This is a genomic window from Phenylobacterium sp. (genome assembly GCF_036501465.1).
Classification (GTDB): domain Bacteria; phylum Pseudomonadota; class Alphaproteobacteria; order Caulobacterales; family Caulobacteraceae; genus Phenylobacterium.
Genome location: NZ_DASYAF010000107.1, coordinates 16,583 through 29,110 on the forward strand (window position 1 = coordinate 16,583; position 12,528 = coordinate 29,110).

General features: G+C 68.9%; 11 protein-coding genes. 6 read left to right on the forward strand and 5 right to left on the reverse strand.

The genetic code is table 11. From position 1 onward, the window contains the following. Both VGL85_RS11720 and VGL85_RS11725 read right to left on the reverse strand, forming a co-directional pair. Complete coding sequence (locus tag VGL85_RS11720; RefSeq protein ID WP_331589123.1) at positions 1 to 825, reverse strand: DUF4349 domain-containing protein; 825 nt, start codon at positions 823 to 825, stop codon at positions 1 to 3. 225 nt (positions 826 to 1,050) lie between these two features. Further along, positions 1,051 to 2,061: a ligase-associated DNA damage response exonuclease gene (locus VGL85_RS11725; protein ID WP_331589124.1), complete on the reverse strand. Its 1,011-nt coding sequence runs from the start codon at positions 2,059 to 2,061 to the stop codon at positions 1,051 to 1,053. A gap of 88 nt (positions 2,062 to 2,149) precedes the next feature. On the opposite strand from VGL85_RS11725, the gene VGL85_RS11730 reads away from it, so the two are divergent. Next, positions 2,150 to 2,659 (forward strand): PaaI family thioesterase, encoded by a 510-nt coding sequence (locus tag VGL85_RS11730; protein WP_331589125.1) that lies wholly within the window; start codon positions 2,150 to 2,152, stop codon positions 2,657 to 2,659. Continuing rightward, the gene (locus VGL85_RS11735) at positions 2,656 to 3,072 is read left to right on the forward strand and encodes a PaaI family thioesterase (RefSeq protein ID WP_331589126.1); all 417 of its coding nucleotides are present in this window, start codon (positions 2,656 to 2,658) and stop codon (positions 3,070 to 3,072) included. The genes VGL85_RS11730 and VGL85_RS11735 overlap by 4 nt, the downstream gene beginning before the upstream one ends. On the opposite strand, the gene phnD is transcribed toward VGL85_RS11735, so the two are convergent. Beyond that, positions 3,069 to 4,067, reverse strand: coding sequence for a phosphate/phosphite/phosphonate ABC transporter substrate-binding protein (phnD, locus tag VGL85_RS11740; RefSeq protein WP_331589127.1), 999 nt, complete (start codon positions 4,065 to 4,067; stop codon positions 3,069 to 3,071). The two genes, VGL85_RS11735 and phnD, sit on opposite strands and share 4 nt — an antisense overlap. Before the next feature lie 173 nt (positions 4,068 to 4,240). Here phnD and VGL85_RS11745 point away from each other — a divergent pair, with 173 nt between their 5' ends. Further along, complete coding sequence (locus VGL85_RS11745) at positions 4,241 to 5,920, forward strand: lysine--tRNA ligase (RefSeq protein ID WP_331589128.1); 1,680 nt, start codon at positions 4,241 to 4,243, stop codon at positions 5,918 to 5,920. A gap of 6 nt (positions 5,921 to 5,926) precedes the next feature. On the opposite strand, the gene VGL85_RS11750 is transcribed toward VGL85_RS11745, so the two are convergent. Together VGL85_RS11750 and VGL85_RS11755 are read right to left on the reverse strand one after the other, a co-directional pair. Then, positions 5,927 to 6,784 (reverse strand): hypothetical protein, encoded by an 858-nt coding sequence (locus tag VGL85_RS11750; protein WP_331589129.1) that lies wholly within the window; start codon positions 6,782 to 6,784, stop codon positions 5,927 to 5,929. Positions 6,785 to 6,987: 203 nt separating this feature from the next. After that, positions 6,988 to 9,462: a zinc-dependent metalloprotease gene (locus VGL85_RS11755; protein ID WP_331589130.1), complete on the reverse strand. Its 2,475-nt coding sequence runs from the start codon at positions 9,460 to 9,462 to the stop codon at positions 6,988 to 6,990. Between the two features lie 213 nt (positions 9,463 to 9,675). Here VGL85_RS11755 and VGL85_RS11760 point away from each other — a divergent pair, with 213 nt between their 5' ends. The 3 genes from VGL85_RS11760 to VGL85_RS11770 are packed head-to-tail and all read left to right on the forward strand — an operon-like array spanning position 9,676 to position 12,482. Further along, positions 9,676 to 10,155 carry a MerR family DNA-binding transcriptional regulator gene (locus VGL85_RS11760; RefSeq protein ID WP_331589131.1) on the forward strand — a complete coding sequence of 160 codons (480 nt, stop codon included), beginning with the start codon at positions 9,676 to 9,678 and terminating at the stop codon, positions 10,153 to 10,155. 44 nt (positions 10,156 to 10,199) lie between these two features. After that, positions 10,200 to 11,987: an acyl-CoA dehydrogenase C-terminal domain-containing protein gene (locus tag VGL85_RS11765; protein WP_331589132.1), complete on the forward strand. Its 1,788-nt coding sequence runs from the start codon at positions 10,200 to 10,202 to the stop codon at positions 11,985 to 11,987. 24 nt (positions 11,988 to 12,011) lie between these two features. Next, entirely contained in the window at positions 12,012 to 12,482 is a 471-nt protein-coding gene (locus VGL85_RS11770) for an OsmC family protein (RefSeq protein WP_331589133.1), read from the forward strand. Positions 12,483 to 12,528: the final 46 nt, after the last annotated feature.

A 12,528-nucleotide genomic window follows, 5' to 3' on the forward strand; every position in this document is an offset into this window, starting at 1 on the left:
TCAGGTCGCCGGGGGCTCCTTACGCCCACGGCGGAACTTCGGCAGGCGCTTACGGAACAGCCACAGCAGGCCGCCGATCAACAGGCCCCAGGGGATCAGCACGGCCAGCGCGCTGACCATGAAAGCCAGGGTGCGCACCGCCAGACCGAGGAAATCGTCCACGGCCCCACGCAAGGGCGAGAACAATCCGCGCGGCGCCAGCACGCCCTCGGACTGGTATTCGATGGTGACCTTCGAGGTCGCCACCCGGGTTCGCATCATGGCGAGTTCGGACTTCGCCGCGTCGATCTCGCCCTGAACGGTGCCGAGCTCCCGCTCGGCGGTGAGCAGGTCGGCTACCTTGCCGGGATGGGCGGCCAGGATCGCCTGCAGCCGATCACGCAGCACCAGCTTGGCGCGCAGTTGGGCGTCGGTATCGACGATCGGGCGCGACAGGTCCTCGGACTCCACCGCGGTCTTGGTGACCCGGCCGCCGGCCTTCTTCGCCTCCCCGGCCAAGCCGTCGCGGAAGGTTTTGAGCCAAGCGGGCGCGGCGCGCAGCTCGAGGCTGGCGGTGACGCTGTCTGGCCCTTGCTCATTCACCTCGGCGCTGACCACCTGGCACTGGGTCGGGCCGGCGGCGTTGCAGGCCGCCTCGTGCCGGGCCTTCAGCGCGCGCACCCCATCCGGCGGCGCGGCCAGACCCCAGGTATAGTCGTAGGCGAGCTGCGGGGCGGTGATCTCAATGCCCTGCGCACTTGGCGCGTTGGCTGAGTCGGTGGCGTCGTCCGCCGCTGCGGCGGCGGCCATTTCGGGCGCGGGCTTGGCCGCGGCCCTCAGCTGCACGGCCGGAGGCGGCGCGCCCTGATAGCGAATGGGAGTGTTGACGACACCGCCGTCGACAGCCGGGCCGGTCTGGCCAGACTTGCTACAGGCGGTGAGGGTGAGAAGGGTGGCCGCCAAGGCCAATAGAAGCGGGGTCCGTGTCACGGCTCGTCTCCGTTCAGGTCCCAATCTGAGGTGACGATAACATTTCTGTGATCGACCGCAATGATCCCGTTCAGGAGTCCATCAGCCGTCGTCCTCGTCATCGTAGCCCACCAGCCGAAGCGCCCGGGCGGTCACGCCGTGCAGCTCCGCCCAGCGGACCAGGGCCTCCTCGCGGCCGTGCGTGATCCAGAGTTCGCCGGGGCGCAGCTCGTCGACGGTGGTGGTGAGTTCGTCCCAGTCGGCGTGGTCGCTGATGACCAGGGGCAATTCGATGCCGCCCTGGCGGGCGCGGGCGCGCACCCGCATCCAGCCGGAGGCGAAGGCGGTGATCGGGTCCGGGAAGCGGCGGCTCCAGCGGTCCTGGGTCGCCGACGGCGGGGCGAGGATGATCTGGCCGGCGAAATCGGCCTTGGCGCCGCCGGTCGCGGGCCGCAAGTCGCCGAGCGCCACGCCATGGCGTTCGTAGAGCGCGTTCAGTCGCTCAAGCGCGCCGTGGACATAGATCGGCGCGTCCCAGCCCGCCTCGCGCAGCAGGCAGATGATCCGCTGCGCCTTTCCGAGCGCATAGGCGCCGACCAGATGGCTGCGCTCCGGGAACTGGGCCACCGAACGCAGCAGGCGCGCGATCTCCTCATGGTCCGGCGGGTGGCGGAAGACCGGCAGGCCGAAGGTGGCCTCGGAGATGAACACGTCGCAGGACATCGGCTGGAAGGTCGGGCAGGTCGGATCGCGCCGGCGCTTGTAGTCCCCGCTGACGACCATGGTCAGGCCCTTCCAGCGCACCACCGCCTGGGCCGAGCCCAGCACGTGGCCCGCCGGGACCAGGGTCACCTCGACGTCATCGCGCGGGACCGCTTCGCCATAAGCCGCCGCCTGGGTCGAGCCCGCAAACTCCGCGCCATAGCGCTCGGCCATGATGTCGAGGGTGGCAGGCGTCGCCAGCACCGCGCCGTGGCCGGCGCGCGCGTGGTCGGCGTGGCCATGGGTGATCACGGCGCGCGCCACCGGGCGCACTGGATCGATGTAGAAGTCGCCGGGCGGGCAATAGAGCCCCTGCGGCTTCGGGCAGAGCAGGTCCTGCGGGCGGATCATCTGGGAGGCAATGTAGTGCGGCCGAAAAGGCTGCGCGCCCAAGAACCGGCGTTGACGCGCCTTTGGGGTCGCCCTACCGCCTTGCGGCATGAGCGAAGTCCCCGAGGTTTTCCGCCAGATCGCCGAGCGGATGGTGGAAGTGACGCCGCAGGCCGCGGCGCTCGGCCTGCGTTTCGTCTCCGTCGCCCATGCCCGAGGCTCGCTCGAAGCGCCCTGGCGCGAAGACCTGGTGGGCGATCCCGACACCGGGGTGATCGCCTCGGGCGTGGTCACCACCCTGCTCGACCACACCTGCGGCCTGGCCATGGCCGCGGCGGCCGGGACCGAGCCCTTCTCCACCGCCACCCTCGACCTGCGCATCGACTACATGCGCGCCGCCGCGCCCCGGACCGGGGTCACCTGCGAGGCCCACTGCTACAAGATCACCCGCTCCATCGGCTTCGTCCGCGCCGAGGCCTGGGACGTGGACCGCGCCGACCTGGTGGCCACCGCCCAGGCGGCCTTCATCCTGAACCGACCGACGCCGGAGATGATCGCCACCATGTCCGGCCACGGCCAGGCGGATCGAGGGCCGGCGGATCAAGGTGCTGGCGCATGAGTGACGCCGCCCAGCAGCAGCTCGAAAGCTTCCTGAGTCGCGTGCCCTACATCCGCTTCCTCGGCATGCAGGCCGAGCTGGCGGGCGACGAGATGACCGCCATCCTGCCGCCGTCCGGGCGCCTGATCGGCAACACCTTCATCCCGGCCCTGCACGGCGGGGTGATCGGCGCCTTCCTGGAGATGACCGCGCTCGCCCAGCTTTCGGTGGCGGAGCCGGCGCGTCGGATGCCCAAGACCATCGACGTGACCATCGAATATCTGCGCCCCGGGCGCGGCGGGCTCACCTCTTACGCCCGCGCAGACCTGCGCAAGGTCGGCCGCCGCATCGCCAACGTCCATGTGGAGGCCTGGCAGGAGGACCGCGACAAGCCGTTCGCGGCGCTGCGCGGGCATTTCCTGCTGCGCGACTAGCCCTTCGGCAGGGCCGCCTCTTCCTTCTTCACCTGGTCGAGCTTGGCCTGGGCGGCCGCGAGCGCGGCGGTATCGCCCTTGGCCTTGGCCTGCACCACCTCACCGGTGGCCTCCATCTCGCGCACGGGCAGCAGGTGGGTGTTGTCGGCGTGCTTGAAGGCGCCGGTCTGGATGCGCTCCAGGATCGCGCGCTGGCGCTTGGCCTCGTCGGTGTCGCCGACGCCGTAGGCGAAGATGAAGTCGGCGACCTTCTTCTTCACCGCCGGGTCGAGGTCGGCGCGCCAGATCATCGGATCCTCGGGGATGGTCGGCGAGGTCCAGATCACCTGCAGGGCCGCCATCACCCTCTTGGCGTCGGGCGTATCGATCACCGCGAGGCGATCCATGGAGCGGGTGTTGTCGGTGGCGGCGGGCAGGACGTCGTTGCCGACCGCGAACAGGTTGGCCTCGGCGCTGGCCGAGCGGACGGTCTTGAAGCACTTGACCGGATCGATGCCGCGCGGCCCGAACAGATAGGTGTTGGGCGCCAGCGTGCCCGAGGTCGACTTGGCGTCGCCCATGCCGAAGTCGAGCGTGCGGTCGCACTTCAGGAGCCTGTCGAGGGTGATCCCCGAGCCCTTCTTGACGATGATCACACCCTGGTAGCCGTCGTGGCCATTGGGATGGGTGGTGCGGGCGAACACCTCGCCACCCGCGCGGCGCACCGCCTCAAGGCCCGACTGGTTGGTGAACCAGCCGAGGTCGGTCTGCTTGAAGCGCATGGCCTCGACCAGGGCCGAGTAGTTGGAGCCGAAGAACGGCTTCACGGTCAGCCCCGTGGCCTTCTCCATGTCCTTCAGGAACGGGCCCCATTCCTGCATCTGGGTCTGGGTCGCCTCGGTGGAGACGATGGAGAAGCTGAGCGTCTTCTGGGCCTCCGGCGCCGGCTTCGAGCAGGCGGCGAGGGCGAGGAGGGCGGCGGCGACTATGCCGGTGACGGGGGTGATGCGTTTCATGGCCGGACCATAGCGCAGCTTTTGCGACAGTCAGAGGTCGCTGTTCCTTCTCCCCTTGACCGTCAACCCCTCATCCGACCTGCTCCGCAGGCCACCTTCTCCCGCAAGGGGAGAAGGGTCGGATGCACTTGGCGCTTGAGCCACACGCCTGCGGCCTGTAACCCGCCAGCCCCATGTTGACCGGATTGTCCCATCAGGCGCGCGACGCCAGGAGCTGGCCGTTCGAGCAGGCGCGCCTCCTCCTGGAGCGTATCGTTCGCCTGCGCCTCTCCGACGCCGAGCGTGACCTGGCCGCGGCCCTGTTCGCCCAGGGCAAGTTCGCCAAGGCGGTGGCGAGCCTGCCGGCGCTGGCCAGGCCGGTGATCTTCCAGTGCGGCTATGGCGCGTCAGGCCTGCCGCACATGGGCACCTTCGGCGAGGCGGCCAGGCCCACCATGGTGCGCACCGCCTTCCGCGCGCTCACCGAGGACGCCATCCCGACGCAGCTGATCGTCTTCTCCGACGACATGGACGGCTTCCGGAAGATCCCCGACAACGTGCCCAACAAGGCGATGCTGGAGGAGGACCGCGACAAGCCGGTCACCAGCGTGCGCGACCCGTTCGGCGAGTACGAGAGCTTCGGGGCGCACAACAACGCCCGCCTGCGCGCCTTCCTCGACGGTTTCGGCTTCGACTACACCTTCATGAGCTCCACCGAGACCTACAAGTCCGGGCGGCTGGACGAGGTCCTGCTGCGCATCCTGGCGCGTTTCGACGCGGTGCAGGCGATCATGCTGCCGACGCTGGGCGAGGAGCGCCGCGCCACCTATTCGCCCTTCCTGCCGATCAGCCCGAAGACCGGCCGGGTGCTGCAGGCGCCGACCCTGGAGCGCAACGTCGAGACGGGCACGATCGTCTTCCCCGACGAGGACGGGACCTTGACCGAGGTTCCGGTCACCGGCGGCCGTGTGAAGCTGCAATGGCGGCCCGACTGGGCGGCGCGCTGGACGGCGCTATCGGTCGACTTCGAGGCCTCGGGCAAGGACCTGATCGACAGCGTCCGCGTGTCCGACAAGATCGTCCGGGCGCTGGGCGGCGAGCCGCCGCTCGCCTTCCACTTCGAGCTCTTCATGGATGAGAACAACCAGAAGATCTCCAAGTCCAAGGGTAACGGTCTGACCATGGAGGAGTGGCTGCGCTACGGCGCGCCCGAGAGCCTGGCCTACTACATGTACCAGTCGCCGAAGTCGGCGAAGCGGCTCTATTTCGATGTCATCCCCAAGGCGACGGACGAGTACATCCAGCAGCTCGACGCCTTCAACAAGGCCCGCGCCGAGGGCGGCAACGCGCCCGCCATCGACAACCCGGCTTGGCACGTCCATGGCGGCGCGCCGCCGGAGCGCGGCTCGCCGGTGAGCTTCTCGCTGCTGCTGAACCTGGTCTCGGCGGCCGACGCGTCCACCAAGGACATCCTCTGGGGCTTCATCGAACGCTACATTCCAGACGCGACGCCGGTCAGCGAGCCCCTGCTCGACAAGCTCGCGGGCTACGCGATCAACTACTACGAGGACTTCGTGAAGCCGAATAAGCAGTTCCGTGCGCCCACGGCGCAGGAACGCGCGGCGATGGAAGACCTGGTCTCGAAGCTGAAAGCGCTCCCGGCCGGGGCTGACGCCGAGGCGATCCAGAACGAGGTGTTCGAGGTCGGCAAGGCCGCCGGGTTCGAGCCCTTGCGCGCTTGGTTCTCCGCCCTTTACGAGGTGCTTCTGGGCCAGAGCCAGGGCCCGCGCTTCGGCTCCTTCGTGGCCATCTTCGGGGTCGAGCGGACGGTCGCTCTCGTCGAGCGGGCGCTGAGGGGCGAGCTCCTAGCCTAGGCGAGGTCAATTCGCGCCGGCGTGGCGCTCCTCGTAGCGCGCGCCGGAGAGGATGTTGCTCATCCCGTAATTGCCCTCGTGGCAGGTGTATTCGTAGATCGGCCCCTTGGTCTTGCGGAAGGGCATCTCGGCGCGCCAGGGCTGGGTGTAGAGCGTCGGGTCCGTGACGGTGAACTCGTAAAGCAAGTCGGTCGCGCTGGTCCGGGTGAACCGCTCGACGATGGTCGCAGCCGATGAAATCTTCAGACGTTCGGTGCGGCTAAGGCCCGCGGCGGAGAAATTCGTGTTCTCGACCACGAGCGTTTCGCCGTCCCATCGGCCGATGGCATCCCCCATCCACGAGGTGACCGCGGCGGGCGCGTGTCTCGCGCCCAGACGGATGATGTGCACGTCGTGGTATTTCTCGCTCAGCATCGCCACGTCGTCGGCGGTCTGGATGATCTGCGTGTAGTTGCCGTCCGGGCTCGGCAGGTTCGGCGGATAGCCGCCCTCCGAGCCTATGCAGCGCTCTGTGATCGAGCGTTCCTCGGGATTGTCGCGGCCTCTCGGGGGGCGATCCTTCTGATCGTAGTGGAAGCGTTTGCGCGTCTCGGTGTTGAACGGCAGCCGACCATCCGGCGGATCCACGATCCAGGACGTCCGGATTTCGCCGCGCACGCGCGCCAGGCCATGGCCGATTTCCCAGGTCTCCGAATCCTTCTGGCCCAGGGGATCGACGTCCTTGGGGTCGAAGCTGCCGATCCTGGCGAACATCGCCTCCGCCTTGGCCGCTTCCTCCGGCGATATCACCAGGCTCTTGAATTGCGGCGGTCGTTCGAGGTCGGTGTATGAGGCGTTGGTCCAGATGCCCTGGAGATCAGGCATTCCAAAAGCCGTGCGGGGCGCGCGGTAGCCGTGGGCCCGACCGGCCCTGGGCAGGAGGACGCTTGCTGCGGCGCCGAGAAGGAAGCCCCGCCGATCCGGCCATGACGCCGCCGCAGAATCCATGGTCGCCCCCAGCTTGGACGCGACTTTCAGCGGCCCTGGGTCGGTGGCAACTGCACATTTTTGACCGCCGGCGCCGACGCCTAGAAATCCCCGTCGTCGTCCTCGCCGATCGGCATGCCGGGTGGGACCTCGACCTTCATCTTCGGGTCGGCGAGCACCCGCTTCAGTTCATCCTTGTCGGTGATGAGGGCCGCCAGGTGCAGGCGGTGCGCGCCCTCGTCGGGGTCGGCGCCGGGCTGGGACTTCAGCTTGTCGGCGAGGTCGGCGAGCGCCTGGTCGATGTCGGCGGCGGCATTGGGCGAGGTCGCCGCCGCGCGCGCCGCGCCGGCCAGCGCCAGGACCGTGCGGGTCTGGATGCGCCGGGCGACCTCGGCGTAGCGGCCGCTGGCCGGCTTGAAGGTTGCGTCCAACATACGCCCCGCCAGTTCGCTCACGCCCGGTTCGTTCGGGTCGCGCCGGTGCTGGTCGACCAAGCGGTTCAGGCGCTCGGGCGAGGCGAGTGTGTCCAGCACCACGGTCGCGCCCACGTCCACGGCGGACAGGCTGTCGTAGATGGAGCCGGCGGCGGTCGGGATCACCTCGATGGTCGTCTGGCGGTCGGGGCGGCCGGACTGGCCGGAGGACAAGAGCGCGACCAGCCGCTCCGGCGTATCCAGCGCCTCGGGCGTCATGGCGGCCAGCAGGCTGGCGATCGCCTGCCGCTGGCGCGCGGCCGGGACGACGATGGCCACAGCGCTCTTGTCGCCCTTGACGCCATAGCCGAAGTCGACGCCGCCCACCGACTTCGACGCCGACTCCACTTGGTAGCGGTGCAGCAGATAGATCGGCACGAACTTGCGCCGCAGGGCCTCCAGCGCCTCGCCGGGCCGCAGAGCCCGCTCGCCGAACTGGTCGATGGCGACCTTGCGCACGGCCATCATGCGGTCCAGCTCGGCGATGGGATCGGGGCCGTCGTCCCAGATCGCGCCGTCCGGATGGCCGGAGTTGATGGGCCGGGCGTCGTCGTCCTGCACGAAGCGCAGCTTCTCGGCGGCGGCCCGGGCCTTGTCGTCGAGGATCTTTCGGCCCGCTGGCCCGGCCGGAACGTCGGCGTAGAGCCAGTCGACGATGAACTTGTCCCAGTCGCCGATGTCCTTTCCGTAGGCATCGGAGAGGTCGATCTTGCCGTTGGTCAGCTTGATGCGCGGCGGCGGGTAGTCCATCACCGAGGGGCGCCCCTGGACCGAGGCGCCGAAGTTGTGGGCGAAGCCCAACGTATGGCCCACCTCGTGCGCCGCGAGTTGGCGCAGGCGCTCGAGCGACACCTGCACCGGATCGTTCGGGCCGCCCTTGCCGTCCTGGTCGGCGCCCACCAGCCCCTCGAAGATCAGCATGTCCTGGCGCACGCGCAGCGAGCCCAGCAGCACCGAGCCCTTGATGATCTCGCCGGTGCGCGGGTCGGTGATCGACTGGCCGTACGACCAGCCGCGGGTGGCGCGGTCCACCCAGTTGATGACGTTGTAGCGGATATCCAGGGGGTCGGCGCCCTCGGGCATGATCTCCACGCGATAGGCGTCCTTGTAGCCGGCGGCCTCGAAGGCCTTGGCCCACCAGGCGGCACCCTGCATGAGGGCGGTGCGGATCGGCTCCGGCGCGGCGCGATCGACGTAGTAGACGATGGGCTTCTTGACCGTGGAAACCGCCTTGGTCGGGTCGGTCTTCTCCAGCCGGTGGCGCGGCGCGAGCCGGACGGCGATGTCCTTATCCAGAGGCACGGAATAGTCGTAGACGATCGAGTTGAACCCGCCGGTGCGCGGGTCGGCCTCACGCGGCGCATAGCCCGGCTCCGGCAGCTTGATCAGGCTGTGGCGGACGGTGAGCGTGATCGACTTGGGCTCGGGCGCGATGTTGCGAACCTCGGCGCTGGGCGTGTCGGAGGCGAAGGTCTGGCGGGCCTCGAACTCCAGGTTCAGCGGGAAGACCTTCACCGCACTGGGGTCGGCCACCGAAAGCTCCGGGACCAGCCTGAAGCCGCGCTCGCCGGCGCGCTGCAGGTCGCCGGCGATGTCCTCCACGTCGCGGGTCAGGAAGCTCGACAGGTCCACCAGCACCCGGCCGTCCGGCGTCACCCCCTCGACGCGGCCCGCCCAGACGGTGGAGACGGCGAAGGCGTCGCGGGCGGCGGCGGCCTCGTCGGCCGTACCGTGCGCGGCCATGAAGTGAGGGTTCTCGTACTCGGCGATCACCTTCTGGCCGATGCGGCGGAACACCAGGATCTTCGACTGGCTGACCCGGGCGCGGTCGAGGCCGATGGGCGCCGATCCCAACCCGGTCTTCAGCGCGGTCACATAGAGGAAGCGGCCGTTGACCCCGTCCTTGTCGGCCGCCGGCAGGGCCACCAGGATGCGGCCCTTCTCCTTGTCGACATAGGTGGGCAACAGGCCGTCCTGGCGGGTCAGGCCGGCCACGGCGTCGGCGGGCCGCGCGGGGCCGCCTTGTTGCTGGAACGCCAGGGCCGGCGCGGACGCCAGGACGAGAGCCGCGGCGGCCGCCGCTGCGAACAGACCACGCTTCACGAAACATCCCCCGAACCGGCCCGAAACTGGGCGCAGACTAGGCCCACGTCGGCCCCGCGGCCAAGCGATGTGGTTCCCCTGTGAGGCGAATCCCTGGTCGGTCCTGCCTGTCGATTCCTGGGGCGACGTTGCGTCAGCCTGCTTGACCCAAACGGAAGCATAGTTTTACAGTGTCAACAGATAACACCAACACGCGTCCGAAGAGGACTGCCCATGCACAGCGACCTGCGCCGCCCGAACCGAACCTTCACCATTCGCCAGCTCTGCCAGGAGTTCAAATGCACGCCCCGGGCCTTGCGCTTCTATGAGGACAAGGGGCTGCTCGCCCCGGCCCGCGACGGCATGAACCGCGTCTATTCCTACAAGGACCGCGCCCGCCTGCAGCTGATCCTGCGCGGCAAGCGCGTGGGCCTGGCGCTGGCCGAGATCGGTGAGATCCTTGACCTCTACGAGGTGGACGACGGCGGCGCGGCCCAGGCGGCCAAGAGCCTGCGCAAGTTCCAGGAGCGGATCGTCGCCCTGGAAAGCCAGAAGGTCGACATCGACAACGCCATCAAGGAGCTGCGGGACGGCTGCCAGGCGCTGGAAGCGCGCCTCGCCGCGACCCGCCCCGACCTGCTGCCGCGCGCCGCCGACTACGATCAGATGTTGCGTCGTAGGCTGGATGGCGTGGAACATAGCGAAGCCAAGTAGCCGCTGACTCGGGACCGTCGCGGCTTTCCAGCGAAGAGGCCGCGATGACCTACCAGCCGCCCGTCCGGGATTACGCCTTCCTGTTGCGCGACGTGCTCGAACTCGAGCGCTACGCCAACCTGCCGGCCTTCGCCGATGCGTCGATGGACGTGATCGACCAGGTGCTGGAGGAAGCCGGCCGCTTCACCGGCGAGGTGCTGGCGCCGCTGAACGGGGTCGGCGACAAGCAGGGCTGCACCTGGCATGCGGACTTCACGGTCACCACGCCCAAGGGCTTCAAGGAGGCCTATCGCGCCCTGGTGGATGGCGGGTGGCCGGCGCTGGGCTCCGACCCGGCCTACGGCGGTCAGGGCCTGCCGCACGTGGTCAACGTCGCCTTTTCCGAGATGAGCTCGGCGGCGAACATGGCGTTCTCGATGTATCCGGGCCTGACGCACGGCGCCTATTCGGCGATCCACGTGGGCGGGACCCAGGCGCAGAAGGACCTCTATCTGCCCAAGCTCGCCAGCTTCGAGTGGGGCGGGACGATGAACCTGACCGAGCCGCAGTGCGGCACGGACCTGGGCCTGCTGCGCACCAAGGCGGTCCCGCAGGGCGACGGGACCTACAAGATCTCCGGCCAGAAGATCTGGATTTCGTCGGGCGAGCACGACCTGACGGAGAACATCGTCCACCTGGTGCTGGCCCGCATCGAGGGCGCGCCGGCCGGCACCCGCGGCATCAGCCTGTTCATCGTGCCGAAGTTCATCCCGGACAAGGACGGCAAGCCGGGCGTGCGGAACTCCGTGAAGTTCCTGGGCCTGGAAGAGAAGATGGGCATCCACGGCAACGCCACCTGCGTGATCGCCCACGAGGAGTCGACCGGCTGGCTGATCGGCGAGGAGAACCGCGGCCTCAACCTGATGTTCGTGATGATGAACGAGGCGCGGCTGGGCGTCGGCGTGCAGGGCATCGCCCAGGCCAGCGCCGCCTACCAGGCCGCCGCCGAATTCGCCAAGGACCGGTTGCAGGGCCGCTCGCTGACCGGACCGAAGAACCCCGACGGGCCGGCCGACCCGATCATCGTCCACCCGGACGTGCGCCGGATGCTGATGGACATGAAGGCGATCGTCGAGGGCGGTCGCTGCTTCCTCTCCTGGACCTCGCTGCACGGCGACCTGGCCGAGGCGAGCCCTGACGAGGCCGTGCGCCAGAAGGGCCACGACTACATGGCGCTGATGACCCCGGTGCTGAAGGGCTTCCTCACCGACCGCGGCTTCCAGGTCTGTTCCGACGCCATGCAGGTGCATGGCGGCTCGGGCTTCACCGAACATTTCCCGGTCAGCCAGTACCTGCGCGATTGTCGCATCGCGCTGATCTACGAGGGGACCAACGGTATCCAGGCCCTGGACCTGGTGGGCCGCAAGCTGGCCGCCGACGGCGGGCGCGGCGTCATGGGCTTCTTCGCCGAACTGGACGCCTTCGTCGCCGCCAACGAGCCGGATGAGGCGATGAAGCCCTTTACCGAGGGCCTGGCCAAGGCCAAGGGCGAACTGCAGGAGGCGACCCTGTGGCTGATGCAGAACGGCCTGGCGAACCCCGACAACGCCGGCGCCGCGTCCACCGACTACCTGCATCTTTTCGGCCTGACGGCGCTTGCCTACATGTGGGCGATGATGGCCAAGGCGGCGCAGGCGAAGATCGCGGCGGGCGACAGCGACCCGCTCTATGCCGAGAAGCTGGCGGTCGGGCGCTACTACGTCGCGCGCGTGCTGCCGGAGACCTCCAGCCGGTTGACCAAGCTGAAGACCGGGGCGGAGGTGCTGATGGCGCTGCCCGCGGCGGCTTTCTGAGGCGCGGCGTTCCGAGGGAGTTCGATGGCCAGCTACTACGCGACGTCCGACTGGAGCCTGGAAGCGGGCGGCGACTTCCCGAACGGCCGCTACAGCCGCGGCCATTCTGTGGTGTTCGGCTCGGGCGTGAGCGTGCCCGGCACCGCCTCGCACCAGGTGGTCGGCAACAAGTGGGCCGCGCCGGACGCCATCGACCCCGAGGAGATGCTGGTGGGCGCGATCAACACCTGCCACATGCTGTCCTTCCTGCACGTGGCGCGCGAGGCGGGTTTCGTGGTCACCCGCTACCGCGACGCGGCCGTGGGCCTGATGACCAAGCGCGACGACGGCGAGATGTGGGTGAGCAAGGTCACCCTCAAGCCGGAGATCGCCTACCAGGGCGCGCGGCCCAGCGAGGCCCAGGCGCACGACCTGCACCACCGGGCCCACGCGATCTGCTTCATCGCCAATTCGGTGAAGACCGAGATCGTGGTCGAGGAAGTCGTCGGCGCCTGAGTTTCCTTCTTCCCTGCGGGAGAAGGTGGCCTGCGGAGCAGGTCGG

Bases quoted from the DNA above. Each gene is read 5' to 3' on its own strand.
- VGL85_RS11770 (WP_331589133.1), top strand. From the start codon at position 12,012: ATGGCCAGCTACTACGCGACGTCCGACTGGAGCCTGGAAGCGGGCGGC.
- VGL85_RS11750 (WP_331589129.1), bottom strand. From the start codon at position 6,784: ATGCCTGATCTCCAGGGCATCTGGACCAACGCCTCATACACCGACCTC.
- VGL85_RS11765 (WP_331589132.1), top strand. From the start codon at position 10,200: ATGACCTACCAGCCGCCCGTCCGGGATTACGCCTTCCTGTTGCGCGAC.
- VGL85_RS11730 (WP_331589125.1), top strand. From the start codon at position 2,150: ATGAGCGAAGTCCCCGAGGTTTTCCGCCAGATCGCCGAGCGGATGGTG.
- VGL85_RS11760 (WP_331589131.1), top strand. From the start codon at position 9,676: ATGCACAGCGACCTGCGCCGCCCGAACCGAACCTTCACCATTCGCCAG.
- VGL85_RS11745 (WP_331589128.1), top strand. From the start codon at position 4,241: ATGTTGACCGGATTGTCCCATCAGGCGCGCGACGCCAGGAGCTGGCCG.
- phnD (WP_331589127.1), bottom strand. From the start codon at position 4,067: ATGAAACGCATCACCCCCGTCACCGGCATAGTCGCCGCCGCCCTCCTC.
- VGL85_RS11725 (WP_331589124.1), bottom strand. From the start codon at position 2,061: ATGATCCGCCCGCAGGACCTGCTCTGCCCGAAGCCGCAGGGGCTCTAT.
- VGL85_RS11735 (WP_331589126.1), top strand. From the start codon at position 2,656: ATGAGTGACGCCGCCCAGCAGCAGCTCGAAAGCTTCCTGAGTCGCGTG.